At 68.2% G+C, this 24,289-nt stretch carries 20 protein-coding genes; 5 read left to right on the forward strand and 15 right to left on the reverse strand.

Annotated elements, in window-relative coordinates; all coding sequences use genetic code 11:
• Positions 1-110: 110 nt before the first annotated feature.
• A complete protein-coding gene (locus V5G24_RS19895) occupies positions 111-719 on the reverse strand; it encodes a hypothetical protein (protein ID WP_394084945.1) in 609 nt (202 codons plus the stop codon).
• A gap of 267 nt (positions 720-986) precedes the next feature.
• Here V5G24_RS19895 and olsB point away from each other — a divergent pair, with 267 nt between their 5' ends.
• Both olsB and arfB read left to right on the forward strand, forming a co-directional pair.
• Positions 987-2,054, forward strand: a complete 1,068-nt coding sequence (olsB, locus tag V5G24_RS19900) for a l-ornithine N(alpha)-acyltransferase (RefSeq protein ID WP_394084944.1) — start codon at positions 987-989, stop codon at positions 2,052-2,054.
• 201 nt (positions 2,055-2,255) lie between these two features.
• Positions 2,256-2,678 (forward strand): alternative ribosome rescue aminoacyl-tRNA hydrolase ArfB, encoded by a 423-nt coding sequence (gene arfB, locus V5G24_RS19905; RefSeq protein WP_394084943.1) that lies wholly within the window; start codon positions 2,256-2,258, stop codon positions 2,676-2,678.
• A gap of 25 nt (positions 2,679-2,703) precedes the next feature.
• On the opposite strand, the gene recN is transcribed toward arfB, so the two are convergent.
• The 12 genes from recN to ftsW form a co-directional block, all read right to left on the reverse strand.
• Positions 2,704-4,389, reverse strand: coding sequence for a DNA repair protein RecN (gene recN, locus V5G24_RS19910; RefSeq protein WP_394084942.1), 1,686 nt, complete (start codon positions 4,387-4,389; stop codon positions 2,704-2,706).
• Positions 4,390-4,394: 5 nt separating this feature from the next.
• Positions 4,395-5,243: an outer membrane protein assembly factor BamD gene (locus tag V5G24_RS19915; protein ID WP_394084941.1), complete on the reverse strand. Its 849-nt coding sequence runs from the start codon at positions 5,241-5,243 to the stop codon at positions 4,395-4,397.
• Positions 5,244-5,587: 344 nt separating this feature from the next.
• Complete coding sequence (lpxC, locus tag V5G24_RS19920) at positions 5,588-6,529, reverse strand: UDP-3-O-acyl-N-acetylglucosamine deacetylase (RefSeq protein WP_394084940.1); 942 nt, start codon at positions 6,527-6,529, stop codon at positions 5,588-5,590.
• A gap of 308 nt (positions 6,530-6,837) precedes the next feature.
• Complete coding sequence (gene ftsZ / locus V5G24_RS19925) at positions 6,838-8,532, reverse strand: cell division protein FtsZ (RefSeq protein ID WP_394084939.1); 1,695 nt, start codon at positions 8,530-8,532, stop codon at positions 6,838-6,840.
• An 87-nt stretch (positions 8,533-8,619) separates the two neighbouring features.
• Positions 8,620-9,909 carry a cell division protein FtsA gene (gene ftsA, locus V5G24_RS19930; protein ID WP_394085124.1) on the reverse strand — a complete coding sequence of 430 codons (1,290 nt, stop codon included), beginning with the start codon at positions 9,907-9,909 and terminating at the stop codon, positions 8,620-8,622.
• Between the two features lie 32 nt (positions 9,910-9,941).
• Entirely contained in the window at positions 9,942-10,820 is an 879-nt protein-coding gene (locus V5G24_RS19935; protein WP_394084938.1) for a cell division protein FtsQ/DivIB, read from the reverse strand.
• A gap of 80 nt (positions 10,821-10,900) precedes the next feature.
• Positions 10,901-11,821: a D-alanine--D-alanine ligase gene (locus V5G24_RS19940; RefSeq protein WP_394084937.1), complete on the reverse strand. Its 921-nt coding sequence runs from the start codon at positions 11,819-11,821 to the stop codon at positions 10,901-10,903.
• Between the two features lie 68 nt (positions 11,822-11,889).
• Complete coding sequence (gene murB, locus V5G24_RS19945; protein ID WP_394084936.1) at positions 11,890-12,825, reverse strand: UDP-N-acetylmuramate dehydrogenase; 936 nt, start codon at positions 12,823-12,825, stop codon at positions 11,890-11,892.
• Between the two features lie 56 nt (positions 12,826-12,881).
• Positions 12,882-13,769: a cation diffusion facilitator family transporter gene (locus tag V5G24_RS19950; protein WP_394084935.1), complete on the reverse strand. Its 888-nt coding sequence runs from the start codon at positions 13,767-13,769 to the stop codon at positions 12,882-12,884.
• A gap of 77 nt (positions 13,770-13,846) precedes the next feature.
• The gene (gene murC, locus V5G24_RS19955; protein ID WP_394084934.1) at positions 13,847-15,262 is read right to left on the reverse strand and encodes a UDP-N-acetylmuramate--L-alanine ligase; all 1,416 of its coding nucleotides are present in this window, start codon (positions 15,260-15,262) and stop codon (positions 13,847-13,849) included.
• A complete protein-coding gene (gene murG, locus V5G24_RS19960) occupies positions 15,259-16,389 on the reverse strand; it encodes an undecaprenyldiphospho-muramoylpentapeptide beta-N-acetylglucosaminyltransferase (protein WP_394084933.1) in 1,131 nt (376 codons plus the stop codon). Before murG ends, murC begins: the two co-directional genes overlap by 4 nt.
• Positions 16,386-17,555, reverse strand: a complete 1,170-nt coding sequence (gene ftsW / locus V5G24_RS19965) for a putative lipid II flippase FtsW (protein WP_394084932.1) — start codon at positions 17,553-17,555, stop codon at positions 16,386-16,388. Before ftsW ends, murG begins: the two co-directional genes overlap by 4 nt.
• A 160-nt stretch (positions 17,556-17,715) precedes the next feature.
• Here ftsW and V5G24_RS19970 point away from each other — a divergent pair, with 160 nt between their 5' ends.
• The 3 genes from V5G24_RS19970 to pdeM all read left to right on the forward strand — a co-directional run bounded on the left by V5G24_RS19970 (position 17,716) and on the right by pdeM (position 21,563).
• Entirely contained in the window at positions 17,716-20,391 is a 2,676-nt protein-coding gene (locus V5G24_RS19970) for a ligase-associated DNA damage response DEXH box helicase (protein ID WP_394084931.1), read from the forward strand.
• A gap of 82 nt (positions 20,392-20,473) precedes the next feature.
• Positions 20,474-20,800 (forward strand): hypothetical protein, encoded by a 327-nt coding sequence (locus V5G24_RS19975; RefSeq protein ID WP_394084930.1) that lies wholly within the window; start codon positions 20,474-20,476, stop codon positions 20,798-20,800.
• A 61-nt stretch (positions 20,801-20,861) separates the two neighbouring features.
• On the forward strand, positions 20,862-21,563 hold the full coding sequence (pdeM, locus tag V5G24_RS19980) for a ligase-associated DNA damage response endonuclease PdeM (RefSeq protein ID WP_394084929.1): 702 nt from the start codon (positions 20,862-20,864) through the stop codon (positions 21,561-21,563).
• 83 nt (positions 21,564-21,646) lie between these two features.
• Here the strand turns inward: pdeM and V5G24_RS19985 are convergent, their stop codons facing one another.
• Together V5G24_RS19985 and aceB are read right to left on the reverse strand one after the other, a co-directional pair.
• Positions 21,647-22,480: a DUF2076 domain-containing protein gene (locus V5G24_RS19985; RefSeq protein ID WP_394084928.1), complete on the reverse strand. Its 834-nt coding sequence runs from the start codon at positions 22,478-22,480 to the stop codon at positions 21,647-21,649.
• Positions 22,481-22,636: 156 nt separating this feature from the next.
• On the reverse strand, positions 22,637-24,235 hold the full coding sequence (gene aceB / locus V5G24_RS19990; RefSeq protein ID WP_394084927.1) for a malate synthase A: 1,599 nt from the start codon (positions 24,233-24,235) through the stop codon (positions 22,637-22,639).
• Between the last annotated feature and the right edge of the window lie 54 nt (positions 24,236-24,289).

Below are 24,289 nucleotides of genomic sequence, written 5' to 3' on the forward strand. Positions count from 1 at the left end.
ACTCTTGCTTCGCAGGCCCTTGCCCGCGCAAGCCCTTGCCCGCGCAAGCCCTTGCCCGCGCGGGCGAACCCTCGATCCTGCCCGCCGCGCGGCGATGCCAGAGGGAGAAACTACATGGCGTTGATGGCGAGGCCTTCGTAATAGGTGATCTGGCACAAATCGCCCAGTTCCACCTTCTGGAGATCGGCCAGCACCTGCGGATTGGCCGCCTTCACCGTGCGCACCGCGCCGTCCAGCCCCTCGAAGCTGATGGTGCCGTTGGTCTTGTCGATATTCACCAGGATGGAGGTGATGGTGACTTCCCGGAAGCCATAGTCCTCCGGCCAGCCCGGCAGGCCGTCCTTCAGCACAAGTTCGGAGACCGCGACGCCGGGCGTGCCCTGATGGGCCTTCCCGAGCGCGGTGACGAGGCCGGGCAGCACGCGGATCAGCAGCTTGCGGCTGTTGGCGAGCAGCATGACATCGCCCAGCAGCGGCGGGGCGATCACCGCCCAGCGCTTGCCGTTCGGGGTTTCGAGCACCACGCGGCGGGTGGCCGGATCGGCGGAAACGAAGCGCGCCTGATAGCTCAGCACATTCATCGCGCCGACGCCGGGCACGTTGATGACGGTGACGGCGGCGGGGGTGGGCATCGCCTGGGCCTGGGCCAGGCTCGAAAACGCCATGCTGAGCGCCAGCGCGCAGCCGGCCGCGCGCGAAAGAAACCGAACCTTAGACATGATACCCCCGAATCCCCATTGCCCTACGTCATCTCGCGCTAGCATGCGGCCCTAAAGCCTGCAATGCGCCACCGCCGTCATGTGACAGGACCGGGGTGTCACAATCTGCCATTGTCACATAGCCGTAGGAAAACTATGGTGAATGTGATGGTCACGCGGGATGAACGCGCACGATGCGCGCGCCCGGTTTCGAGCTCGTCTGGGACGGCGCGCGGCATCCCATAGAACCGCCGTTGTCCAGCGGCGGCCCGAGGAGGGGGTCGTTGCATGAAACGCCAAGATCCGTCCGGTTCCGGTCTCGACCCGCAGCCCTTCAGCTGGCCGGCTCTGGTGGGCCGCGGCATTGACGTGGCCAAGGAAGGCTTCGCCAAATTCCCCGGCGCCAAGTTCGGCGCGCCGCTGTTTGCGCCGCCCGTGCCGCGCGCGGATGGCAAGCCGGCGCTGAACGGCCCGCAGAAGCTGGTCTCCGATTTCCGCGCCTATTCCGGCATCCGCCACCGCGAGGCCGTGCCGTTCGGCGAGCCGGTGGTGCTCGGCCGTCTCGGGCCGCTGGAAGTGCGGCTCGCTCGCACCGCGCGCGACGTGCGCCGCGCCCAGCGCCTGCGCTATAAGGTCTTCTACGAGGAAATGTCCGCCGTGCCCGACGCCGCCGCCCGGCTCGCCCGGCGCGACGTGGATGCGTTCGACGCCATCTGCGACCACATGCTGGTGCTGGATTACGAAGCCGGAAAGATGGTGCTCGGCCGCCGCAAGCCCAAGGTCGTCGGCACCTATCGCCTGCTCAAGCAGGATGTGGCGGACCGCCATGGCGGCTTCTACACCCAGAGCGAGTTCGACGTGAACCGCATCGTCGCCGCGCATCCGGGCCTCAAATTCCTGGAGTTGGGTCGCTCCTGCGTGCTCAAGCCGTATCGCAACAAGCGCACGGTGGAGCTGCTGTGGCACGGCGTGTGGGCCTATATCCTGCGCAACAATATCGATGTGATGATCGGCTGCGCGAGCCTGGAGGGCACCGACCCCGAGGCGCTCGCGCTCCAGCTCTCGTTCCTGCACCACAACGCGCTCGCGCCCGAGGACTGGCGCGCCCGCGCGCTCGACAAGCGCTATGTGCCCATGGATCGCATGCCCAAGGCTGAGATCAACATGAAGGCGGCGCTGCATGCCCTGCCGCCCCTGGTGAAGGGCTATCTGCGGCTCGGCGGCTTCGTGGGCGACGGTGCGGTGGTGGACCATCAGTTCGGCACCACCGACGTGCTCGTGGTGCTGCCGCGCTCCATCATCAGCGCCCGCTATGTGGAGCATTTCGGCCCCACCGCGAACCGCCACGCCATCTGAGCTCGTCGCGTCGGTGGGCTGCCAGCGCGGCGCCGCCCCGAGCTGCGAGGCCGGATTTTCCAGTGCTTTGCGCGGCCGGCGACCGTGGAACCGGCAGCGCGGGAACGCGCAAGCCTGTCGCGCGGCGCGGCTTTCTGCCATAGCTGGGGCCTGCCGGCCGGCTGTCGGGCCGGTGCAGCATTCCGCGCGTCCGGGCTTGCCATGATTGAGATCACCCCCCGCATCGCCATTTCCGAGGACGAGATCGAACTCGCCTTCGTGCGCGCATCGGGACCCGGCGGGCAGAATGTCAATAAGGTGTCGAGCGCGGTGCAATTGCGCTTCAACGCCTTCGCCTCGCCGAATCTGCCCGACGGCGTGAAGCATCGCCTCATCCGCATCGCCGGCAAGCGCATGACGCAGGACGGCGTCGTCATCATCCAGGCACAGCGCCACCGCACCCAGGAGCGCAATCGTGCCGACGCGCTGGAGCGCCTTGTGGAGATGATTCGCGAGGCGACCTATGTCGCCCCGATCCGCCGGCCCACCCGCCCCACCCTCGGCTCGAAGGAACGGCGGCTAGAGGCAAAGGAGCGGCGCGGCGTGGTGAAAACCCTGCGCCAGAACAAGCCGCCGGCGGATTGAAGGCGCAGACCGCCGCTCACCCGCCTCACGCGGAAACGGCAGCCGCCTGGAGCAATTTTTCCGCCGCCGCGCGGGCTTCCGGGGTGATGCTGGCGCCGGCCAGCATACGGGCGATCTCCTCCTTGCGGTTCGGCGCATCGAGCGGCGCGACCCGCGTGGTCACGGGCGCGTCCCTCCCGGTGCCGGCGGAGGCCTTGGAAATCAGCAGATGCTGGCCCGCCCGCGCCGCCACCTGGGGCGCATGGGTCACGCAGATCACCTGCACCTGCCCGGCGAGGCGCGAGAGGCGATGGCCGATGGCATCCGCCACCGCGCCGCCCACGCCGGTGTCGATCTCGTCGAAAATCAGGGTCGGTGCGGAGCCGCGATCCGCCAGCACCACCTTCAGCGCAAGCAGGAAGCGTGCAAGCTCGCCGCCCGAGGCCACCTTCATCATGGGGCCGGGCCGGGTGCCGGGATTGGTGCGCACCCAGAATTCCACCCGGTCATAGCCTTCCGCGCCGGGCGCGCGGGGATCGCTGTCGATGCGGGCGGTGAAATGGGCGCGCTCCAGCTTGAGCGGCGGCAACTCGGCATCCACCGCCGCATCCAGCTTGGCGCCGGCGGCCTTGCGATCGGCGGAAAGCGCGGCGGCCGCCCCGCGATAGGCGTCCTCCGCTTCCGCAACCTTGGCTTCCAGCGCCGCGAGCGTGGTGGCGCTGCGGTTCAAGGCGTCCAATTGGGCTGCGAATCGCGCCGCGACCTTGGGCAAATCGTCGATGGCGCCGCCATATTTGCGGGCCGCCGCGCGCAGAGCGAACAGCCGCTCCTCCACCCGTTCGAGCTCGCGCGGATCGAAGGCGGCGTCGCGAAGCGCGGTTTCCAGATGCGATCGGGCGGTCTCCAGCGCGTCGAGGGCGAGGTCGATGGCCTCCACCGCCGGCCGGACCAGGCCCTGTGATTCGCCCGCGCGGCGCTCCAGCCGCCGCACGGCGGCGGAGAGCGAGGGCACGGGCGAGCCGCTGCCGCCCACCGCCTCCAGTGCCTCGGAGAGGTCGCCGGCGATCTTTTCCGACCGCATCATGGTGGTGCGGCGCTGGGCGAGCATGACTTCTTCCCCCGCCTCGGGGCCGAGCGCGGTGAGTTCCTCCACCGCGTGGCGAATGAAATCGGCTTCCTTCTGCGCCTCTTCCAGCCGGGCACGCTCGGCGCCGGCCTCCGAGAGCGCCGCGCGCCAGGCGCGCCAGAGACGGGCGACCGACTCGGTCTTGGCGGAAAGGCCGCCAAAGGCGTCCAGCAGCGTGCGGTGAGTGGTGGGGTCCACCAGCGCGCGATCATCGTGCTGCCCGTGGAGTTCGACCAGCCGGGCGCCGAGCGCGCGCAAGGTCTGTACGCTCACCGGCTGTTCATTGATGGTGGCGCGCGTGCGCCCGTCGGCCATCTGGATGCGGCGGACGATCACATCGCCCTCATCCGCGATGTCGGCAGCGGAGAGGATGGCGCGGGCGGGATGGGCGAGCGGCAGATCGAAGACCGCCGTCACCTGCCCCTTCGCCTCGCCATGGCGCACCAGGCCGCCATCGCCCCGACCGCCGAGCGCGAGAGACAGCGCATCCAGCAGGATAGACTTTCCCGCGCCCGTCTCGCCGGTGAGGACGGTGAGGCCGTCCGCCAGCGCCAGATCGAGCTTCTCGATCAGAACGATGTCCCGGATCGAGAGAGAGGAGAGCATGGATTCTAGCCGAGACCGAGCTTCTTGAAGGCCTGGCTGATCCAGGACCCCTTGTTTTCGACCGGCAGCTTGCCGCTCGACTGCACGAGCTTATAGGCGTCCTTGTACCACTGGCTATCGGGAAAATTATAGCCCAGCACGGCAGCGGCGGTCTGCGCCTCGGAGGTGATGCCGAGCGCCATATAGGCTTCGGTCAGGCGGAACAGGGCTTCTTCCACCTGCCGGGTTGTCTGGTATTGCGTGACCACCACCTTGAAGCGGTTGATGGCGCCGGTGTAATTGCGGTTTTCCAGATAATAGCGGCCGATCATCATTTCCTTGCCGGCCAGCTGGTCGCGCGCCACTTCCACCTTTTTCTTGGCGGAGGCGGCATATTCCGTGTTCGGATATTTGCGAATCACCTCGTCCAGCGCGTCGAGCGCCTGGCGCGTGGCCCTCTGGTCGCGGGTGATGTCGGGGATATTGTCGAAATAGGCGGAGGCGACGAGGTAGCTCGCATAAGCCGCGTCATCGGAGCCCGGATGCAGCGCCATGTAGCGCTTGCCGGCGGCGATGGCCTCGTCATATTTGCCCGCCTCGTAATAGACATAGGTGTCCATCAGCAGCGCCTTGCGCGCCCATTCCGAATAGGGGTGGGTGCGGTCGAGATCCTCGAATCGCTTGGCGGCGGCCACAAGGTCGCCCTTGCGCATGAGGGTCAGCCCCTCGTTGTAGATCTTCTCGGCCGGCTCGTCGGGCGGAATCACATCGTCCTTGGTGCTGGCGCAGCCGGCAAGGCCGGTGGCAAGGCAGAGGATCGCGAGCAAGCTGGCCGCCCGGGTGCGCAGGACAGCGGCGTCAGTGAAAAGGCGCATCACGTGAAGGTTCCATCCCAAGCCGTCGGCTTCCGTGCAGAACGCCGCAGACTACGCGGCTAAAGGCGCTTTCAGTCGGCAATGTGGCGGGCGCGGGCAAAGCGACGTCAATTGCGTTTCCGCGACCCGGTTCGCTAGGGTTTTAAGGGCGGGGGCGCGCACGTCAAGCCGGCGACGGGTGCACGCGGCGCAGCGGAGCCGGGGCGCGACGATGTAGACGCGAGAATGCGGGACGCCGGCAAAGATCGCCTCGCCCGCATAGCACCCCGAACATGGGCCGGTAAAACGACGGGGAAAACGGGGCGCGGCACCAGGGCCGCGCATGAATGCCCAAGCCCAGCGCCTCAGCGCTCCGGGGCGTAGGCGAGGACGGGGGCGCCGACCGCGAGTTCCGCGCCTTCGCGCCGGCCGCGAACCGGGGCATCCACCACGGCGAAGGCCGAGCGATCCGCCAGCAGAGCATCCACCACGTTGAAATTCAGCTTGTGGCCGCCGCGGAAGGAGCGGTAGCGGGCCATCAGGGGCATACCGGCAAGCGCCAGATCGCCCACCGCGTCCAGCGCCTTGTGGCGCACGAACTCGTCCGTAAACCGCAGGCCCTCTGGGTTGAGGATGCCGGCATCGCCGAGGCAGACGGTGTTTTCCAGCGAGGCGCCACGGGCATAGCCGGCGGAACGCAGGCGCTCCACATCCTTCAGGAAGCCGAAGGTGCGGGCGTGCGCCAGTTCGCGGCGGAACACATTGGGGGTCAGGTTGCCGGCGAAGCGCTGGCGGCCGATGCCGGAATGATCGAACTCGATCTCCACTTCCAGGCGGAAACCGGCGTCATAGGGCAGAAGCTCACCGAAGGAGGCGCCGTTCTCGACGCGGATGGGCTTCAGCACCTTGAGATATTTGCGGCGCGCCGGCAGCACGGCGATGCCGACCTCGTCGATGGCAGCGACCACCGGGCCGGCGCTGCCGTCGAGGATCGGAACCTCAGGGCCGGTCACTTCCACCAGCGCATTGTCCACGCCGAGGCCGGACAAAGCGGAGAGCACATGCTCAACCGTGGAAACGAGGGCGCCGCTCTTGTCGCCGAGGACGGTTGCAAGGTCGGTCGCCTGCACCGACTGGCGCGAGACCGCCATCTTGCGGGGGGCCTGGTCGGCGAAGGTGCGGATGAAGACGATGCCGGTGTCTGCGGGTGCGGGCTTCAGGGTGAGAGAGGCTTCGATGCCCCCGTGAACGCCAACGCCCGAAAGAGCGATTTCGCCAGCGAGGGTGGTCTGCATCTCGGAAGCCATATGGACCCCGGAAACCGTCACGGCCCAAGGGCCGCCGTATTCCCGCCTCTAATGTTTCACCTCGCCTGCCTAATTTTGCCGCCGGTCCGGAATTTGATGGACCCGTGTGGATCCATTCCGCGCCAGCGGCGTTAAGCAAGCTTCGAGGGTCAACCTAGCGGGCTCGTTGCGCTGCGCCAAATCACGCTTGCTTACCGCCTGTTACCAAGTGCGTCACAAAAAAAATCTTGGTTATCAAACACTTACGCCCGAAGGGGTGCTCCGGGCGTAACTTCGTGTGACCAGACGCCGGGCCTTTGGCCGGCGAATCAGTTCGCTTGGCGACGCAGGAAGGCGGGAATCTCCAGCTGATCTTCCTCGTGCCCGTGCTGCGGTGCATGGCGGCTGGGAACCTCCGCCACCGGCCGCGCCGGGGGACGCTTGGCGAATTCCGAGACCGGCTCGCCGGGACGGCCGGCGGGCTTCTGCTGCGGCGCGCGCGGATCGGGAGCGCGCATGCTCGGCTGTTCGCGGCGCGCGGGCGCCGCCTCGGGCTCATCCTCGCGGCGACCCATGCCCACGTGGGCCAAGCGCTGGAGCAAGGTCATGCGCTTCTGCTCGGCGGCGGGCTCACCGCGCTGGGCGCGGATCTGATTTTGCGCGGGCATCGGCAGTTCATCCACGCGGGGCATGCGCGGCGCGCGGGGGCGCTGGGCCTGCGGCGGAATGTAAGGCGCGAACTCTTCGTCCTCCACCGGGGCGGGCGCGGGCGCCGGCTCGGGCTCGGAATAGAAGGAGGGCTTCGGCGCGGCGGCGCGGATCGTCACCTCGTCGATGGCAACCGAACGCTGCGGCGCCGGCTGCTGCGCCTGGGGCGCGGGATGGGCCGAGACGGCGTTGTCGAGCGCCATCAGGTCTTCGGCGGAGATCGCCGCGACCGCGCTGCGGATCTGGGCCTCGCGGGCCTGCTCCACGGCGGCCCGGCCGGCGTTGGACATCTTGCGGCCCTGGAGGTCGGGCGTGACTTCGCCGCGATACTGGATCTGCTCGGGAATCACGGCCGGGTCGATGCCGGTGGCCACCACCGATACGCGGATGATGCCGTCCAGCGACTGGTCGAACGTGGCGCCCAGGATGATGTTCGCGTCCGGATCCACTTCCTCGCGGATGCGGGTCGCGGCTTCGTCCACCTCGAACAGCGTCATGTCGTTGCCGCCGGTGATGGAGATCAGCAGGCCGCCGGCGCCGCGCATGGAGGTCTCGTCCAGCAGCGGGTTGGCGATCGCGGCTTCGGCGGCCTGGATGGCGCGCTTGTCGCCGGAGGCTTCGCCGGTGCCCATCATCGCCTTGCCCATGTCGCGCATCACGGCGCGCACGTCAGCGAAGTCGAGGTTGATGAGGCCTTCCTTCACCATCAGGTCGGTGATGCAGGCAACGCCGGAATAGAGCACCTGGTCGGCCATCGCGAAGGCGTCGGCGAAGGTGGTCTTCTCATTGGCGACCCGGAACAGGTTCTGATTCGGGATGACGATCAGCGTGTCGACCGTCTTCTGCAATTCGTTGATGCCGTGCTCGGCGACGCGCATGCGGCGCTGGCCCTCGAAGTGGAAGGGCTTGGTGACCACGCCCACCGTGAGGATGCCGAGCTCGCGGGCGGCGCGGGCCACGACCGGAGCAGCGCCAGTGCCAGTGCCGCCGCCCATGCCGGCGGTGATGAACACCATGTGCGAGCCGGACAAATGGTCGCGAATCTCGTCCAGCACTTCTTCGGCGGCGGCGCGGCCGACTTCCGGCTGCGAACCGGCCCCGAGGCCTTCGGTGACGGCGACGCCCATCTGAACCAGGCGCTCGGCCTTCGAAAGCGACAGCGCCTGCGCGTCCGTATTGGCCACCACGAACTCAACGCCGGTGAGGCCGGCGGTGATCATGTTGTTGACGGCGTTGCCGCCGGCGCCGCCGCAGCCGAACACGGTGATTCGCGGCCGCAACTCCCGAATGTCAGGCATCTGAAGGTTGATCGTCATGTTCCCACTCCATCGCGCCCTGGGCGCCGGCACGCCGTCCGAATCCGTGGCTCTCCCCTTTGTTAAGGGGAATACCGTTAACCATCTCTAAAAGCCGTCCCTCAACCAGCGCCCGACGCGGCCAAAATATGTGCCGCCCTCCGCGCCGGCCGCCTGTCGGCGACGGGGTTCGAAATGCTCGAGCCCCGCCACCTGGGGATAGACCAGAAGCCCCGCCGCCACCGCGAAAGCCGCGCCGCGCGCGGCCTCCGGAAGGCGTGAAACCCCAAGCGGGCGGCCGATTCTCACCTGCGGGCCGATCACCCGCGCCATGAGGTCCGGCAGCCCCTGCAATTGCGCCGCCCCGCCGGTCAGCACCAGCCGGCGGCCCGCGTCGCCGCCATGCCCGGAGGCCTTGAGGCGATCGCGCAATAATTCGACAATTTCTTCCGCGCGCGGCTTAACGATCGTCACCAGCCGCGATTTCGGCACCGAATGGGGATGGTCGCGTTCGTCGCCGGACAAGGCGGGAATCGACAGCATGTCGTGATCGTCGGAAGACACCGCCACCACCGCCCCGTGCAGCGCCTTCAGGCGCTCGGCGTCGGCGAGGCGCGCGGGCAGGCCGCGGGCGACGTCATTGGTGATGTGCTGGCCGCCGACCGCGATGCCGTCCACATAGACGCAGTGCCCGCCGGACACGATGGAGAAGGTGGTGGTGCCTGCCCCCATGTCGATCAGCGTGACGCCGAGTTCCATTTCGTCGTCGGTGAGCGAGGACAGCGCCGCCGCATAGGGCGCCGCGACCATGGCCTCGATGCCGAGGTGGCAGCGCTCCACGCACAGCACCAGATTCTTCAGCGAGGTGAGGTCGCCCGTCACCACGTGCATGTCGACGCCCAGCTCGCGCCCGAGCATGCCGCACGGCTCGCCGATGCCGCGCCGGCCGTCCAGCGAATAGCCCACGGGCAAGGCGTGCATCACGGCGCGGCCATCGCCCACGGCATAAGTGGAGGCGGCCTCCAGCACGCGGCGGATGTCGAATTCCTCCACGGCCGGCGCGGTGAGGCGTACCGCCGCCTCGTAATGCTGCGAGGACAGACGCGCGCCGGAGACACCGAGAATCACCGAGGCGATCTGCACCCCGGAGGCGCGCTCCGCCATGTCCACGGCCTGGCGAATCGCCAGTTCGGCCCGCGCCATGTCGATGACCACGCCGCCCTTCACGCCGTGCGCGCGGGTGTGGCCGATGCCGAGCACGTCGATGGAATGGGTGCGCCGGCGCAGCACGTCGGAGGCGCCGCGCGGCTTGAGGCGCGCGATGGCGCAGACGATCTTGCTGGTGCCGATATCGAGCACCGCGATGATGCCGCTCTTCTTGGGCGGCATGGGACGCATCTTCGGGGCGAAACCTTGTGCGAGCCGATGTCTCACGCGGCGCCTCCTTTCTTGGCCTTCGCGCGGGCCTTCAGCATCTGGGCGCGGGCATCGGCGGCAGCGTCGGACAGGCGCACGACCACCCGGTCGGGCAGGCGCAGATCGACGATGGTGATGTCGCGGGTGAGGAGTTTCTTGTCGCGGTCGAGGTCGGCGAGCTGGAGCAGCGCGTCGTCCACCGGCCCTTCGGGGAGGCGCACGTCGATGCCGTTGCGCAGCTTCAGCGTCCAGCGGCGCTCGGCCACCAGAATGGCGGCGCGCACCTTGTCGCGCACGGCGGGAACGCGGGCGAGCGCATCGACGATCTCGCCCACATGCTCCTGCGCCCCCTCGCCCACCACGATCGGCAGGTTCACATAGCGCGGATCGTCGGAATAAGGGGCGATCGGGGTGCCGTCCTTGGCGATCACGTTGATCTGGCCGTTCATCTGCCAGAGCGCATAGGCCTCGCGCTCCACCACATGGATGTCGACGCGGTCGGGATAGAGCTTGCGCACGCTGGCGCTGGCGATCCAGGGCATGGCTTCCAGCCGCGCGCGGGTCTCGTCCGCATTCACGAACAGGATGGAGGTGGTCGGCTTGATGCCGGCCGCCGCCAGGATTTCGGCCGGCGTGACGTGATTCTGGCCGGAGAGATTGACCTGGGCGATCTTGAAGCCGGCGATATTGGCCGCGGCGTCCCCCATGTCGACGACGAATTCGTGGGCTTCCTCCACATGGCCGCCGAGCACCACGCCATAGGCCGTGAAGCCGCCGATCACCGCGAGGCTGAGCAAAGCGGCGCCGCGCCGGCCGAATCGCGAGGCGCTAAGGCGCACCGTCATCCGGCGCAGGAACAAGGCGATGCGGCTGGGCGGCGGGGGCTCGCGCATCGGCTGGGGCCGCACCGGCTTGCGGCCGGCGGACGAAACAAGCGGGTTCGTGCCCGGGCGCGGCCCGTGCGGGCGCTCCCTTACCGATCCAGCGACGCGTCCTCCACCATCCATGTCACAAGCTCGCCGAACGATATGCCCGCGTGGGCTGCCAGTTCGGGCACCAGCGAGGTCTCTGTCATGCCGGGTTGCGTGTTGACCTCCAGACAGATCAGGCCGGCGCCTTCGCCGGCATTTTCGTCATATCGGAAGTCTGCACGCGAGACGCCCCGGCACCCGAGTGCCTTGTGTGCCGCGAGCGTAAATATCCGCGCCTGTTGGTAAATTTCGGGTAAAATACGGGCCGGAAGAATGTGCCGTGAGCCGCCCGGTGCATATTTGGATTCGTAATCGTAAAACGCCTGGGTGGACTCGATCTCGATCACGCCCGTGGCCTCGTCGCGGATCACCGCGCAGGTCAGCTCAAGTCCGGGGATGAAGCGCTCCGCCAGCAGGCTTTCGCCATGGGGCCAGTCGGCCCGCGTCAGCTCCTGCGGGGGATGCGCCTGGTCCTCGCGCACGATGAACACGCCGACGCTCGATCCCTCCGCCACCGGCTTCAGCACGTAAGGCGGTGCCATCACATGGGCCCGCGCGGCTTCCGCCCGGCTGACCACCCGCCCGAACGGCACCGGCACGCCGGCCGCCGCCATCACGATCTTGGCCTGCGCCTTGTCCATGGCCAGCGCCGAGGCGAGCACGCCGGAATGGGAATAGGGAATGCGCAGGATTTCCAGTATCCCCTGCATGGTGCCGTCCTCGCCGGGGCAGCCATGCAGCACGTTCAAGGCGACATCGGGCCTCAGGCGGGCCAGCACCTCGGCCACGTCGCGCTTCACGTCCACCCGCGTGACCCGGTAACCGGCAGCCTCCAGCACCAGGGCGCAGGCTTCGCCCGACCGCAAGGACACTTCCCGCTCGGCCGACCAGCCGCCCATCAGCACTGCGACGTGTTTGCTCATCTTGCCTGTCCCTCGGCCATGCCCGGCGACGGGCCTGTCATCTAAAGCTGCACAGCGTTTGCAATTTGCTAAAGCGGCGCGGGAATGCCTATGCGCTTGATTTCCCACTCCAGCGTCACGCCGGAGGTCTCCAGCACCCGCCGGCGCACCTCTTCCCCGAGCGCCTCGATCTCGGCCGCGGTGGCACCGCCGAGATTGATCAGGAAATTCGTGTGCATATCGGAAACCTGCGCCCGCCCGACCACCAGCCCCCGACAGCCGGCGGCATCCACCAATTGCCAGGCCCTGGCGTCGGGCGGATTCTTGAAGGTAGACCCGCCGGTGCGGCTCTTGATGGGCTGGGTCGCCTCGCGCGAGGAGGTGATGCGATCCATCTCGGCGGCGATCTCAGTGGCATCCCCCGGGGCGCCTTCGAACACCGCCTGCGTGAAAATGAAATCCTCCGGCGCCGCGCTGTGGCGATAGGTGAAGCCCATGTCGGCATTGGTGAGGACGTGGATCGCGCCGGTCCGGTCCACCGCCCGGCAGGAGACGAGCGCATCCTTGGTCTCGCCGCCATAGGCGCCGCCGTTCATGCGCAGCACGCCGCCCACCGCGCCGGGAATGCCGCGAAAGAAGGCGAGACCCTTCAATCCCGCATCGGCCGCCGCGCGCGCCACCTTCACGTCGGGCACGCCGGCGCCGGCGAGAACCCGCGTTCCCTCCACGCTGAGCGCGCCGAATCCCTTGCCGAGCCGGATCACCACCCCCGGCACGCCGCCGTCGCGCACGATCAGATTGGAGCCGAGCCCGATGATTGTCACCGGCACCTCCGGCGGCAGATGGGCGCGCGCATAGGCGAGATCCGCCTCGTCCGCCGGCACGAACAGCACCTGCGCCGGCCCGCCGACCCGGAACCAGGTGAGGTCGGCAAGGGCGGCATTGGCCGAAAGGCGGCCGCGCAGATCGGGCAGGCGCGCCGTCAGTTCGGGCACGAGGTCGGGAAAGGGCGAGGTCGCGGACATGGGGAGCGTTTAGAACGGCGCGGCGCGAAAGCCAACCGGCGGATCGCCCCGCCCGTTCAGAGCACCACCACCCCGCGATGCTTTGCCTCTTGCTCCGGCTCCACATGGATGGTGACGATGGCGTGGTCCATGTCTTCGGCGAAGGCGCGCTCGATGCGGTCGCAAATCTCGTGCGCGGCCGCCACCGTCATGTTGCCGGGCACGACGAGGTGGAATTCCACGAAGGTGATGCGGCCCGCATGCCGGGTGCGCAGGTCGTGCGCCTCCAGGGCGCCGTCGGCATGGGTGGAGACCAGTTCGCGAATGGCGGCCACCACATCCGGCGGCGGTGCGGCATCCATGAGCCCGCCGACCGATTCCTTCATCAGGCCCCAGCCGGTCCACAGGATGTTGAGCGCCACGATGCCCGCCAGCAGCGGGTCCAGCACCGGCCAGCCGGTGATCGGCACCAGCACGAAACCCGCCAGGACCCCCACGGAGGTCACGACATCGCTCATCAGGTGCTTGCCGTCCGCCACCAGCGCGGGCGAGCGCAGGGCGCGCCCGGAGCGCAGCAGCACCACGCACCAGATGGCGTTGATGATGGTGGCACCGCCGTTCAGAAGCATGCCGTTCAGCGGCTGTTCGGGAAAGCGCGGGTCGAGGAAGCCGAAATAGGCCTCGCGCAGGATCGAGCCCGCCGCCACCACGATCAGCACGCCTTCCAGCACGGCGGAGAGATATTCCGCCTTGTGATGGCCGAACGGGTGATTATCGTCGGCGGGGCGGGCGCTGATCTTGAGCGCCACCAAGGCGGCGAGCGCCGCCGCCACGTTGATGATGCTTTCCAAGGCATCGGACAGCAAGGCGATAGAGCCGGTCACCCAATAGGCCGCGCTCTTCAGAGCCAGCACCACGATGCCGAGAAATACGCTGCCGACCGCGATCCAGAGCGTGCGGTTCATCTTCGTCTCCGGACGGGCGGTGGGGCGTGAACGCCGCTTGCCTATCCGGTCCTACCGCGCAGTGCAACGCCTGCGGCTCACACGCCCGCCGGAGCGAGGGCCTCCAGCTCGCCGGGCAACGCATAGGCCCATTGCGTGATGGTGCCGGCTCCAAGGCAGATCACATAGTCGCCGGGCTTGGCGAGGCCCCTGACGATCCCGGCCAGGGCCTCGGGTCCTTCGAGCGCCGTGACACTGCGGTGGCCATGGGCGCGCAGGCCCTGCACCAGATGGTCCCGGTCCGCCCCGGGAATCGGGCTTTCGCCCGCCGCATAGACCGGGGCGACGATGACGTGGTCGGCATCGTTGAAGCAGGTGGAGAAATCGTCGAACAGCGAGGCGAGGCGCGAATAGCGGTGCGGCTGCACCACCGCGATCACCTGCCCCTCGCTGGCGGCGCGGGCGGCGCGCAGCACGGCGGCGATTTCCACGGGGTGGTGGCCGTAATCGTCGAAGATGGCGACGCCGTTCCAATCGCCGGTGCGGGTGAAGCGCCGCTTCACGCCGCCGAACTGGGAGATCGCCTCCAGGATGCGCGCGTCCGGCACGCCCAATTCGCGCGCCACCGCGATCGCGGCGGTGGCGTTCAGCGCATTGTGCCGGCCCGGCATGGGCAGGCGGAAGCCCTCGATGCGGCTCAAGGTCTCGCCGCTGCGGTCGCGGAACAGGACGTCGAACTTGGTCACGCCGCCCTTGAGATCCACATTCACCAGCCGCACGTCGGCCTGCGGGTTCTCGCCATAAGTGATGATGCGCCGGTCCTCGATGCGTCCGACCAGCGCCTGCACCACCGGATGGTCGATGCACATGACCGCGAAGCCGTAGAACGGCACATTCTCCACGAACGCCTTGAACGCCTCCTGCACCTTGTCGAAGGTCTTGAAATGATCGAGGTGCTCGGGGTCGATATTGGTGACGATGGCGACTTCCGCCGGCAGCTTCAGGAAGGTGCCGTCGCTCTCGTCAGCTTCCACCACCATCCATTCGCCGGCGCCGAGCCGGGCGTTGGTGCCATAGGCATTGATGATGCCGCCGTTGATCACGGTCGGGTCCATGGCGCCCGCATCCAGCAGGGTCGCGACCAGCGAAGTGGTGGTGGTCTTGCCGTGGGTGCCGGCGATGGCGACGCAGCTCTTCAGCCGCATCAGCTCCGCGAGCATTTCCGCGCGCCGCACCACCGGCAGGCGCTTGGCGCGCGCGGCCTGCAACTCCGGATTGTCGCGCCGGATGGCGGAGGACACTACCACGACGTCGGCATGGTCCACATTCTCGGCCCGATGGCCGACCTCCACCTTGATGCCCTCGTCGCGCAGGCGCTTTACATTGGCGTTCTCGGCCACATCCGAGCCCTGCACCTGATAGCCCAGATTGTGCAGCACCTCGGCGATGCCGCTCATGCCGATGCCGCCGATGCCGATGAAGTGGATGGAGCCGAGCGCCTGCGGAAGCTTCATTCTTGGTGTCCTCGATAGGTGGCGATGGGCGCCCCCCCTGCCAGATGCACGACCACGTCGGCCAGATGTTCGGCGGCGTCGAGCCTGCCGGCGCTTCTGGCCGCTTGCGCCATGTTCGTCAATGCGCGCGGGTCGGAGCCGAAGGTGGAAAGCGCCGTGGCGAGCCGTTCGGGCGTGAAGCTCGTCTGCACCATCACCTGGGCGGCGCCGATCCGTTCCAGGGATTTTGCGTTGGCCGCCTGGTCCTGGTCCAGTGCGTTCGGCAGCGGCACGAGTATGGCGGGACGCCCGATGGCCGCGAGTTCCGCCACCGTGGAGGCCCCGGAACGGGCAATCACCAGATGGGCGCGGGCCATGCGCGCCGGCAGGTCGTCGAAGAACGGCGCAACCTGCGCCTCGACGCGCACATCCAGATAGGTCTTGCGCACCCGCTCCAGATCCTCCTCGCGCGCCTGCTGCACGATCGACAGCCGCGCGCGCAGATCGCCGTTGAGGCGCGCCACCGCCTGCGGCACAACGTCCGCCATCACCCGCGCGCCCTGGCTGCCGCCGAACACCAGCAGGCGCAGGGGGCTGCTCACCTCGGGCGGATCGAACTTTATCCCGGCCGCCTCCTGCACCGAGGGGCGCAGGGGATTGCCGGTGAACACCGCCTTGGGCGCAAGCTCCGGCTCATGGACCAGACTATCGGGAAAGCCGGTCGCGATGGCGCTCACCCGCGCCGCCAGCAGGCGGTTCGCCCGCCCGAGGACGCCGTTCGCCTCGTGAATGAGACTGGGCACACCGGAAAAGGTCGCCGAGAGCACGGGCGGCAAGGTCGGATAGCCGCCGAAGCCCACCACCACCGCCGGCTTCAGCCGCCGCATCAGCGCGAGCCCGCTGAGCAGGCCGCGCAGCAAGGTGAAGAGGGTTTTCGCCAAAGCCAGAGGGGAGCGGCTGCGCACCGTATCGGCCGGCAGAACGTGCACCTCCCGCGCCGGAAAATGGCCGGCATAGCGCGCGGCCCGGCTGTCGGTGACGAGATCGACATCAAACCCCCGCCGCCGCAGCACATGGGCGAGCGCCTCAGCGGGAAACAAATGGCCGCCGGTTCCCCCGGCAGCCAGCAGGATCAAGGGCTTGTTCATGCCGCAGCCTGACGTCCCTGCGGTTCCGCGGCCGGTTCGCTGAGCGCCGCCAGCGCCGCCGCCCCTGGCCGTCTTCGGGAAAGGGCGAGCAGCATGCCCATGCCGAAGGCGAGCGAGATCAGCGAGGACCCGCCATAGGAAATGAACGGCAGCGTCATGCCCTTGGCGGGCATCAGGTGCACGTTCACCGCCATGTTGATGGACGCCTGGAGGCCGAACAGCAGCGCCAGCCCGGTGGCGGCAAAGCGGGCGAACGGGTCCTGCTCGTCGAGCGCGCGGGTGAGGCTGCGCAGGATCACGAAGGCGAACAGGGACAGCAGGATCAGGCACAGGATGATGCCGAACTCCTCCGCCGCCACCGCGAACACGAAATCCGTATGCCCGTCCGGCAGGATGCGCTTCACCGTGCCCTCGCCCGGCCCCTGGCCGAACCAGCCGCCATGGCGGAAGCTCTCCAGCGCGGTGTCGATCTGATAGGTGTCGCCGGAGGCGGGATCGAGGAAGCGGTCGATGCGCTTCTGCACATGGGGCACGACATGATAGGCGAGCACGGCCCCGCCGACGCCGAAGCCGATGAGCCCCACCATCCAGATCCAGCGCAGGCCGGCGAGGAAGAACAGCGCGCCCCACACCATCACCACCAGCATGGTCTGGCCGAAATCGGGTTGCAGCACCAAAGGCAGCATCACGCTGCAAAGAAGCCCGATCGCGAGCAGCTGGGCCGGCATTTCCGGGCGCTTGCTGTTTTCCGAGAACAGCCAGGCGGCCAACACCACGAATGCCGGCTTGAGGAATTCGGACGGCTGAACCGTGATCGGACCGATGTTCAGCCAGCGCCGGGCGCCCTTCACCTCAGGGCCGATCACCAGGGTTGCGAACAAAAGCACGAGGCAGACCAGGAACACCACGATGCACACCCGCCGGATCGTGCGCGGGGACAGGAAAGAGGTGAAGAGCATCACGGCGATCGCCGGAATCAGGAACAGGACCTGCCGGTTCACGAAATGGAATGGATCGGCAATGCCCAGGCGCGCCGCGACCGGCGGGCTGGCGGCAAGGCACAGCACGATGCCGATGATGATCAGGGTGAACAGCGTGCCGAGCAGCAGGCGGTCCACCGTCCACCACCATTCGCTGAGCACGGTGCGGTCGGCGCGCGACATCATGAAGCGGAACTCCGGGGGGGCGGGAAACTTTGTCGCCACCATGCGACAGCTTGGTTGACGCGCGATTAATCGCCGTCAACGCCGCTGGGGATAGCCGCCGGCAGGGTTCTCCGCCGCCAACTTGGAGCCACAGGCTTTTCCGGCGAATGCCGTCCCTGCCATGGCACAAAGGGGGAACGCGCCTTATCTTCCCTGCGTGTCGACCCTTGCCCACAGGCGCGCCCATGCGCTGCCAAAGCTGTTTCAAGACTGGTTCGCGACCCGGGGCTGGACGCCGCGCGCGCATCAGCTGGATCTGCTCGCCTCGGCGCGGGCGGGCCGGTCCACCTTGCTGATTGCGCCCACCGGCGCCGGCAAGACCCTGGCGGGTTTTCTGCCCACGCTGGTGGAACTGAGCGAAGCGCGTAGCGCGGATGTGCGGGCGCGGGCCAAGGCAGAAAAAAGGCGCCTGGCCGAGGCGGCCGATGGCAAGCCGGGTCTCCCCCTCGCCAGCCTGCCCCTCGCCGGGCGTGTCCCGCCGCCGCGCCAATCGCCGCTGCACACACTTTATATATCGCCGCTGAAGGCGCTCGCGGTGGATATCGCCCGCAATCTGGAGGCGCCCATCGCCGAAATGGGCCTGCCGATCCGTGTGGAGACCCGCACCGGAGATACGCCCGCCTCGCGCCGCCAGCGCCAGCGCCGCGACCCGCCGGACATCCTGCTGACCACGCCGGAGCAGATCGCCCTGCTGCTGGCCTCCAAGGATGCGGACTATCTCTTCTCCGGCCTGAAGCGGGTGGTGCTGGACGAATTGCACGCCCTGGTCACCTCCAAGCGCGGCGACCTGCTGGCGCTCGCCTTGGCGCGGCTGCGGGCGATCGCGCCAGGGCTCCAGGGGGTCGGCCTTTCCGCCACGGTGGCCGAGCCGGACGATCTGCGCCGCTATCTCGTGGGCCAGCACCCGGGCGAGCCCGACGCGGAGGAGGCCCTTGCCGACCTCGTCATCGCCAACGGCGGCGCCGCGCCCGATCTCACCATGCTGGAGAGCCTGGCGGTGATGCCCTGGGCCAGCCACACCGCGCTCCATGCGCTGCCCGAGGTCTATGCCCTCATCGCGGCCCACAAGACCACTTTGGTGTTCGTCAACACGCGCTGGCAGGCGGAATTCCTGTTCCAGGAACTCTGGCGCATGAACGATCTCAACCTGCCGATCGCCCTCCACCACGGCTCGCTCGACGTGGAGCAGCGCCGGCGCGTGGAGGCGGCCATGGCGGCGGGCAAATTGAAGGGGGTGGTGTGCACCTCCTCGCTCGATCTCGGCATCGACTGGGGCGACGTGGACCAGGTGGTCAATATCGGCGCGCCGAAGGGGTCCTCGCGTCTGATGCAGCGCATCGGCCGCGCGAACCACCGGCTCGACGAACCCTCCAAGGCGGTGCTGGTGCCGGCCAACCGGTTCGAGGTGCTGGAATGCCGCGCGGCGCTGGAAGCGGTGAAGGCGGGCGGACAGGATACCCCGCCCGAGCGCACCGGCGCGCTCGACGTGCTCGCCCAGCATATTCTCGGCATGGCCTGCGCCGCGCCGTTTTCCGCCGATGCGCTGTATGACGAGGTGCGCTCCGCCGCGCCCTATCGCGCGCTCTCCAGGGCGGATTTCGACGCGACCGTGGATTTCGTCGCCACCGGCGGATACGCGCTGCGCGCCTATGAGCGCTTCGCCAAGATCCGCAAGACCAAGGAGGGTCTGTGGCGGGTCTCCAACCCCATGATCGCGCAGACCTATCGCATGAATGTCGGCACCATCGTGGAAGCCACCATGCTCAAAGTGCGCCTCGTCTCGGCGCGCGGCGCCTCCAAAAGCGGGGTGGCGGGGCGGGTGCGGTTCGGCGGGCGGATGCTGGGTGAGGTGGAGGAATATTTCGTCGAGACCATGGTGCCGGGCGATACCTTCGTGTTCGCTGGCGAGATCCTGCGCTACGAAGCCATGGTGGAGGACGAGGTCTATGTCTCGCGCTCCACCGCCACCTCGCCGCGCGTGCCGGCCTATGCGGGCGGCAAGTTTCCGCTCTCCACCTTCCTCGCCGCCGGGGTGCGGGCCCTGCTCGCCGCGCCCGAGCGCTGGAAGACGCTCCCCTCCCAGGTGCGCGACTGGCTGAACCTGCAACGCCAGCGCTCGCGCCTGCCGGGGCGGTTCGACCTGCTGGTGGAGACGTTCGAAAATCGCGGGCGGCATTATCTCGTCGCCTATCCGTTCGAGGGGCGGCTCGCCCACCAGACGCTCGGCATGCTGCTGACCCGCCGCCTGGAGCGCGCCGGGCTCAACCCGCTCGGCTTCGTCGCCAATGATTATGCGCTCGCGGTCTATGCGGTGTCGGACATGAGCCTTGCGGTGAAACAGGGCCGGCTCTCGCTCGACGATCTGTTCGACCAGGACATGCTCGGCGACGATCTGGAAGCCTGGCTTGCGGAGAGCGCCCTGATGAAGCGCACGTTCCGCTATTGCGCCGTCATCGCCGGGCTGATCGAGCGGCGCTTCCCCGGCAAGGAGAAGACCGGACGGCAGGTGACCTTCTCCACCGACCTCATCTACGACGTGCTGCGCCGCCACCAGAGCGATCACATCCTGCTGCGCGCCGCGCGCGCCGATGCCGCCACCGGCCTCCTGGACGTGCGCCGGCTCGGCGACATGCTGGCCCGCATCAAGGGCCGCATCGCGCACCAGCCCCTGGCACACGTCTCGCCGCTCTCGGTGCCGGTGTTGCTGGAAATCGGCCGCGAGAGCGTGGGCGGTGACGCCTCAGAGGCGCTGCTGGCCGAGGCGGAGGAAGACCTGGTGCGCGAGGCCATGGGCTGAACGCGCACGGCGCCGCGTGCACAACTTTAACGCTCGTCAGCCGCACGGCGCAGACCTAGCCTGTCTGCCGATGGAGGGCGACATGGCAAACGCATTCAAAGTCTCGCTGGCGCCGAACGAATTGTGGCAGCAGATCAACCCCTGGTCGTTCGATCTGCGGAACGCTCAGTTCGGCCTGTTCAACATCGATCTGGGCCTGACCCCGCATCCGGAAGTGGAACAGGCGATCCTCGACGAGGTGGGCAGCTATGGCCGCCAGCTCGGCCGCATCGGCGACGTGGTGGAGATCCTGCTCAGGCATGTGCCCCTGGAAAATCTCAGCGACAGCGAACGGGACGCGATCCGCGTGCTGGAGGGGCAGCTTGCCGCGGTGCGTCAGGTGAAACGCAGCGCGCTGGCGAAGAAATAAGCCCCGGCTGCCGGGGAAAGCCCCCGCTTGCCCCGGCGCGCGGGATCGGCAATATCGCAGGATGCTCGCGCGCGCCGATTCTGTTCCCCCTTCGTTCGTCGGCCTCGCCGGCGCGGAACTGGTGCTGGACCGGCGCGGCGCGCTGGCATGGCCGGAACGCGGGGTGCTGGCGGTGGCGGACCTGCACCTGGAAAAGGCCTCCGCCTTCGCCCGGCGCGGCCAGATGCTGCCGCCCTATGACAGCGCGGACACCCTCGCCCGGCTGGAAGCGCTGATCGCCCGCTGGGCACCTGCCCTTGTGATCGCGCTCGGCGATACGCTGCACGACCGCTGGGCGCAGGAGCGGATCGCGCCGCAGACGCGGGATCGCCTCGCGGCCCTCCAGCGCGGGCGCAGCTTCATCTGTATCGCCGGAAACCATGATCCCGAGCCGAATGCCCTGCTGGAAGGGGAATGGGCGCGCGAGATCCGCATCGGCCCCCTCACCTTCCGCCACGAGCCTTTGCCCGGCGAAGTTACGGGCGAGGTGGCGGGGCATCTGCACCCCGTGGCGCGGCTGGTGCAGCGCGGGCACTCGATCCGCCGGCGCTGCTTCGCCACCGACGGCATGCGCATGGTCCTGCCCGCATTGGGCAGCCTCACCGGCGGGCTGAACGTGCGCCACCCGGCGGTGTCGGGCCTGTTCGGCGGGCGATACGAGGCGCACATGCTGGGCACGGCCCGCACCTATCGCATCGCCGCCGACGCCTGCCTCGGCGACTGAGACCGCACCGCGACAGCACAAAAAACCCCGCGGGAGCGCCGCGGGGTCTTCATAAGCTTCGTCGCGAGAGGTCAGGCCCGGGATCAGGCCCAGGAATCGTCCGAGCCGCCATCGCTCCAGCCGCCGTCGTCGCTATTGTCATAGCCGGCATCCTGCGCGTCGGCGGTGTTCCAGCCGCCGTCCGAGGAGGAACCCGCATCCCCGCCGAGTGCGGTCTGCGCGTCCGTGCCGAGGTTGCCGGTATCGGCCGCCGGGGTTTCCTTCGGCGTTTCCAGCGCCGCCGCCTGCTCGGCGACCGGACCGGTGCCACCGGACATCAGGCCCTTGATGCCGTCGAACAGGAGTGCGCCACCGGCGACGCCCGCCGCGGTCGCAAGTGCGCCCTGGAGGAAGCCGCCACCGCCGAACCCACCACCGCCGCCGAAGCCGCGCTGCTGGCCACCCCAGGGACCGCCCTGCTGAGGACCACCCTGCTGGGGATAGCCGCCCTGCTGGCCATAGCCTTGCTGGGCATAATTCTGCTGGCCCCACGCACCGGGCGCCTGGCCGGCCGTGTTCACCTGGGGCGGCAGGCCCATCGGCGCGGAATTGGGCGCGCCGGCGGGACGCGCTCCGGTGCTCGGCACCGAGGTGCTCCGGCCGCCACCGAACAGGCCGCCGAGGAAGCTGGTGCTTTCCTGCTGCGGGGGAGCGGCGGCCGCGCGGGCCTGCTGTTCCAGCTCCTGGATGCGGGCGGATGCCTGCGTCAGTGCATGCTCCTGCACCAGCACGGTCTGTGCCAGGGCATAAGTGGCATGGGGCAATTCGGCCAGACGCTGGGCGATCAGCGCTTCAGCCTCGCGATCGCGCGGCTGGCCCTCCAGGCCGCGCATGCGATCGAACAGGCCGTCAATAAGCGCACGTTCCTCGGGAGTCATCTCCGCCTCCGGTTGTTGACCGTCCTGCATATGAGGCGGCGCACGCGGCGGAAGAAGGGCGTGGGCCCATGAATTTTTTGTAACGTTACGTAAGGTCCATCGGCCGGGCATCGCGAAAGCGAAAACCCGGCCGACGGCAGGAGCGGGGCGCCGGCCTCAGGCGATCAGCTTATAGGCCGGCAAAGTCAGGAATTCCTCGAACTGCGGCGCCAGCGTCATGTCGGCGAACAGCTTGATCGCCTCGGGGAAACGGCCCTTGTCATAGGTCTCCGCCCCGAGGGTCTCGCGCAGCTTGGCCATTTCATCGTCCAGCAGCGCGGAGAACAGCGCACCCGTCACCGTGCGCCCATCCTCCAGCGTCGCGCCGAGATGGATCCATTGCCAGATCTGCGCGCGGCTGATCTCGGCCGTGGCCGCATCCTCCATGAGGTTGTAGAGCGGCACCGCCCCGCGCCCGCGCAGCCAGGCTTCGATATATTGCACGCCGACGCGGATATTCTCCCGCAGGCCGGCTTCCGTGCGCGCGCCCTGGTGCATCACCAAGAGGTCGTCGCGGTTCACATTCACGTCCTGCCGCATGCGCTGCAGCTGGTTGGGGGTGGGCATCAGGCGGTCGAACACCTCCTGCGCCACCTTCACCAGATCGGGATGGGCGACCCAGGTGCCGTCGCACCCTTCGCCCGCCTCGCGCTCCTTGTCCGCCTGCACCTTGGCGAAGGCGGCGGCATTGGCGGCCGCATCGCCCTTCACCGGAATCTGCGCCGCCATGCCGCCCATGGCGAACGCGCCGCGCCGGTGGCAGGTCTTCACCAGCAGCGATCCATAGGCTTTGAGGAAGGCTTCGCTCATCACCATGCGGCCCCGGTCGGGGGTGAGGAAGCGGGCGTTCTTTCCCAGCCGCTTGATGAAGGAAAAGATGTAGTCCCAGCGGCCGATGTTCAGCCCCGCCACATGGTCGCGCAGCTCGTAGAGGATCTCGTCCATCTCGAACACCGCCGGCAGGGTCTCGATGAGCACGGTGGCCTTGATGCAATTGCCCGGCAGGCCGAGGCGCGCCTCGGCGAACGAGAACACCTCGTTCCACAGCCGCGCTTCGCGGTGGCTCTCGGTCTTGGGCAAATAGAAATAGGGGCCGGAGCCCTGCGCCAGCGCCGCCTTGGCATTGTGGAAGGCATAAAGGCCGAAATCGAACAGCGAGCCGGAAACCGGCGCGCCGTCCACCTCCACATGGGCTTCCGGCAGATGCCAGCCGCGCGGGCGGATGATCAGCACCGCCGGATTTGCGCCGAGCTTGTAGTCCTTGCCGTTGGAGGGATCGTGAAAGTCGATCGTACCGGCCCAGCGGTCCTTCAGATTAAGCTGGCCCTCGATCATGTTGGACCAGAAGGGCGAGGAGGCATCCTCGAAATCCGCCATGAACACCTTGGCGCCGGAATTCAGCGCATTGACGATCATCTTGCGGTCCACCGGCCCGGTGATCTCCACGCGCCGGTCCAGCAGGTCCTGCGGCAGCGGGGCAATGCGCCAGTCGGCATCGCGGATGCCCTGCGTCTCAGCCAGGAAATCGGGCAGTTCGCCGGCATCGAAGCGGGCCTGCCGGGCCGTGCGGGCCTCCAGCAGGGAGAGGCGCGTCGCGTTGAAATTGCGCTGCAATTCGGCGACGAAGGCGAGCGCCTCCGGGGTGAGGATCTCTTCATAGCGCGGGCCGAGCGCGCCGGTGATGACAAGGCCGGTAGGCAGCGTGGGGGTCGACATGATGTCGGTCTCCTATGGGAACGAAACAAACAGCTGTCCCGGAACGGGACCGCC

This window comes from Roseixanthobacter finlandensis, from assembly GCF_043195105.2.
Lineage (GTDB): Bacteria > Pseudomonadota > Alphaproteobacteria > Rhizobiales > Xanthobacteraceae > NCEH01.

What these genes read in the sequence shown, in the direction of transcription:
- pdeM (WP_394084929.1), top strand. Translation starts at nt 20,862, where the DNA reads ATGCTCGCGCGCGCCGATTCTGTTCCCCCTTCGTTCGTCGGCCTCGCC.
- murG (WP_394084933.1), bottom strand. Translation starts at nt 16,389, where the DNA reads ATGAACAAGCCCTTGATCCTGCTGGCTGCCGGGGGAACCGGCGGCCAT.
- ftsW (WP_394084932.1), bottom strand. Translation starts at nt 17,555, where the DNA reads ATGATGTCGCGCGCCGACCGCACCGTGCTCAGCGAATGGTGGTGGACG.
- V5G24_RS19970 (WP_394084931.1), top strand. Translation starts at nt 17,716, where the DNA reads ATGGCACAAAGGGGGAACGCGCCTTATCTTCCCTGCGTGTCGACCCTT.
- V5G24_RS19915 (WP_394084941.1), bottom strand. Translation starts at nt 5,243, where the DNA reads ATGCGCCTTTTCACTGACGCCGCTGTCCTGCGCACCCGGGCGGCCAGC.
- aceB (WP_394084927.1), bottom strand. Translation starts at nt 24,235, where the DNA reads ATGTCGACCCCCACGCTGCCTACCGGCCTTGTCATCACCGGCGCGCTC.
- V5G24_RS19940 (WP_394084937.1), bottom strand. Translation starts at nt 11,821, where the DNA reads ATGAGCAAACACGTCGCAGTGCTGATGGGCGGCTGGTCGGCCGAGCGG.
- ftsZ (WP_394084939.1), bottom strand. Translation starts at nt 8,532, where the DNA reads ATGACGATCAACCTTCAGATGCCTGACATTCGGGAGTTGCGGCCGCGA.
- olsB (WP_394084944.1), top strand. Translation starts at nt 987, where the DNA reads ATGAAACGCCAAGATCCGTCCGGTTCCGGTCTCGACCCGCAGCCCTTC.
- ftsA (WP_394085124.1), bottom strand. Translation starts at nt 9,909, where the DNA reads ATGCGTCCCATGCCGCCCAAGAAGAGCGGCATCATCGCGGTGCTCGAT.
- lpxC (WP_394084940.1), bottom strand. Translation starts at nt 6,529, where the DNA reads ATGGCTTCCGAGATGCAGACCACCCTCGCTGGCGAAATCGCTCTTTCG.
- murC (WP_394084934.1), bottom strand. Translation starts at nt 15,262, where the DNA reads ATGAAGCTTCCGCAGGCGCTCGGCTCCATCCACTTCATCGGCATCGGC.
- V5G24_RS19975 (WP_394084930.1), top strand. Translation starts at nt 20,474, where the DNA reads ATGGCAAACGCATTCAAAGTCTCGCTGGCGCCGAACGAATTGTGGCAG.
- V5G24_RS19935 (WP_394084938.1), bottom strand. Translation starts at nt 10,820, where the DNA reads ATGCGCGAGCCCCCGCCGCCCAGCCGCATCGCCTTGTTCCTGCGCCGG.
- V5G24_RS19985 (WP_394084928.1), bottom strand. Translation starts at nt 22,480, where the DNA reads ATGACTCCCGAGGAACGTGCGCTTATTGACGGCCTGTTCGATCGCATG.
- arfB (WP_394084943.1), top strand. Translation starts at nt 2,256, where the DNA reads ATGATTGAGATCACCCCCCGCATCGCCATTTCCGAGGACGAGATCGAA.
- murB (WP_394084936.1), bottom strand. Translation starts at nt 12,825, where the DNA reads ATGTCCGCGACCTCGCCCTTTCCCGACCTCGTGCCCGAACTGACGGCG.
- V5G24_RS19950 (WP_394084935.1), bottom strand. Translation starts at nt 13,769, where the DNA reads ATGAACCGCACGCTCTGGATCGCGGTCGGCAGCGTATTTCTCGGCATC.
- recN (WP_394084942.1), bottom strand. Translation starts at nt 4,389, where the DNA reads ATGCTCTCCTCTCTCTCGATCCGGGACATCGTTCTGATCGAGAAGCTC.
- V5G24_RS19895 (WP_394084945.1), bottom strand. Translation starts at nt 719, where the DNA reads ATGTCTAAGGTTCGGTTTCTTTCGCGCGCGGCCGGCTGCGCGCTGGCG.